The organism is Paraburkholderia sp. RL17-373-BIF-A, assembly GCF_046030175.1.
In the GTDB taxonomy this organism is placed as follows: Bacteria; Pseudomonadota; Gammaproteobacteria; order Burkholderiales; family Burkholderiaceae; genus Paraburkholderia.
In genome coordinates this window covers 1-2,329 of the sequence record NZ_JARESO010000204.1, presented here as the reverse complement: position 1 = coordinate 2,329, position 2,329 = coordinate 1, and the positions used below count along the sequence as shown (strand labels likewise).

Sequence of the window (2,329 nt, the reverse complement as noted above, 5' to 3'; positions counted from 1 at the left end):
TGCGTCAACTCGACTGAGCTAGCGCGGCGGCGACCGCATCGTCGACGCTGTAATGAACGTACGGCGGGGTGAGACCGGGCATGCCTGCCACGGTCAGCAACGCCAGCGCGGGCTCCTTCAGGCGCGCGAAGAACAGCCTCTTGCCGCGTGCTGCAGCAAAGCGTTCGAATTCCATCAATGCCTCCACGGTGGTGCTGTCCAGATCGGTGGATTCCTCCATACTGAGAACAATCGATTGCGTACTGTCGCCCGCGTCGACGACCAGCGTCCTCACATGCTGCAACATGACTTCGACGTTGCCAAAAAAGAGCGGTGCCTCCGGACGCAGCACGATCACGCCCGGGACTGGTCGCGCATCAGAATGCGCTGCGAGAACAAGGAAATCGTGTCCTTCGCCAAGGCGGCCGAGCGTGCTCACGTTCGGAACAGAGAGTCCTCGCAAAAGCATCAGCAGGCTGAGGCCAATCGCGGCGAGCAACCCGTAGAGCACGCCTAGTACGAGCACCGCTAGCACGGCGGCGGCGACGAGGAAACGATCGCGATGCAAGCGCAAATACGGTGTGAATACTGATGGGTTCAACGCGTGACTAAGCGCATGGCAAACGACGGCCGCGAGAACCGCGGTGGGCGTGAGTGCCACCAATGGCAGCAAGGGGAGCATGATGATGGCCACCACTACGGCAGCGACCCAACCTGCGCAGCGCGACTGTGCACCAGCCGCTTCGTTAGTGGCACTTGCCGAATAGCCCGCGCCTACAGGCAGGCCATGAAAGAGCCCTGACAGCATATTTGCAGCCCCGAGCGCGAGCAATTCACGGTTCGGCGCCGTCAAGTCTCCATGCTTGAGTGCTAACGTGCGGATCGAGCTGTACGATTCGGCGTAAAGGACCAGCGCCAGCGCAAAGGCGAATTCGCCAAGTTGTGCCCATTGGTGGCGATCAAGGCTGGGCAGGGAAGGCATTTGGCGCGACAGGTCGATTGTGCCGACTACCGACGCTCCATGGGCGTGAAGGCCGAACCAGCGGCTGGCGACGATGCCTAGCGAGATGACGACGAACGCGGCCGGCACTTGGCGTGAGCGACCGAATGCGAATAGCAGGGCCAGCGCGACGAGCCCGGTCGCTAACTGCCAGACGTTCCACTGCGGGTAACTACGGGCAAGCTCGATCAGGAAGCCGGCAGAATCGGTGTGCTTGAGACTCACGCCGAGAAAACTCGGGATCTGCCTTGTAATGATCACAATTGCCAGGCCGAACGCGTAGCCTCGCAGCACGGGTTTGGCGATGAACTCAGAAGCGCTGCCCAAGCGTGCGAGCGACGCGCTCACGAAGATCACCCCGGTAATCAATACGAGCCCGGTGGCTAGCAGCATGCGCATCGGCAGGCTGTCTCCGGCCATTCCCACTGCTACGGCTGCAAGGACGGCCGCCGATGAGGACGTGGCTGACACGATCGCAAAGCGGCTGTTGCCCAGCAGTCCGTAGGCGACGAGTCCCGCGAGCAGCGCGATAACGCCCGTCTGAGGCGGTAGGTTCGCAATGGTTGAATAAGCGATCGCCTCAGGAACGAGCAGGCCAGCGACAGACAGCCCGGCGCGCAGGTCGGGCAAATGGCCCGCGAGAGCGCGCACGTACGCCTTGCACGGATACTTTTTCACACCTTCCTGTCGTCTTGCATCAGCTATGCACGATTACGGCACCTCGTTGGTTCGAAGGAACTGGCGAAGTACCACCGGTCTTCGCTGGCGCTTCCGAATACGAGGATGAACCGGAACATGGCTGTGCCGCCATTGGACATTTCCCTGACGGACTGAGCGTGCGCGTGTCCCGCATGCGGCATATCGTTGCAGTTCGCGATCGTTCATCCTCTATCCGGCTTGCCCACGTCTCGCTTCGAACGAAATCTATGCTGCCTTCGATAGCCCCGACCAGCGCAGGATACTCATGCAGATCTGGTGTCAGCACCGCTGCCGACACCCGGAATTTCTCAACGGGCGCAATATGACACAATTGTTTTGCTTCTGATCGTCGGTAACGCGTTCCTCGTAGGCTGCAACACTGTAGCTGGAGCCGGCGAGGACATATGGAAAGGCGGCCAGGCCATCCATAACTCGGCCGAGGAAGCCAATTAGACGATGCCAGCGCCACGTGCGAACCGTCCGACATCTGCCGCACTATCGCACGGCTGCCCCCTCTCTACCCGTTTGGTCTATGGAGTACGCAACTGCCGGACCAACGGCAGGCCGTCGCTGTTTGGTGAAGTCCGCGAAGGCACGTTTCGCCAGCCCACGACAGTCGGCAAGGGTCCGCAGAGCGCTCTGCGGACCGAT

The 2,329-nt window shown here is 61.1% G+C and carries 2 protein-coding genes; one reads left to right on the top strand and one right to left on the bottom strand.

The annotated features are described in order from the left end of the window. Positions 1-4: 4 nt before the first annotated feature. Positions 5-1,609, bottom strand: coding sequence for a SulP family inorganic anion transporter (locus P0D80_RS49580; protein WP_408182690.1), 1,605 nt, complete (start codon positions 1,607-1,609; stop codon positions 5-7). 372 nt (positions 1,610-1,981) lie between these two features. On the opposite strand from P0D80_RS49580, the gene P0D80_RS49575 reads away from it, so the two are divergent. Then, positions 1,982-2,131, top strand: a complete 150-nt coding sequence (locus tag P0D80_RS49575; protein ID WP_408295918.1) for an entericidin A/B family lipoprotein — start codon at positions 1,982-1,984, stop codon at positions 2,129-2,131. Positions 2,132-2,329: the final 198 nt, after the last annotated feature.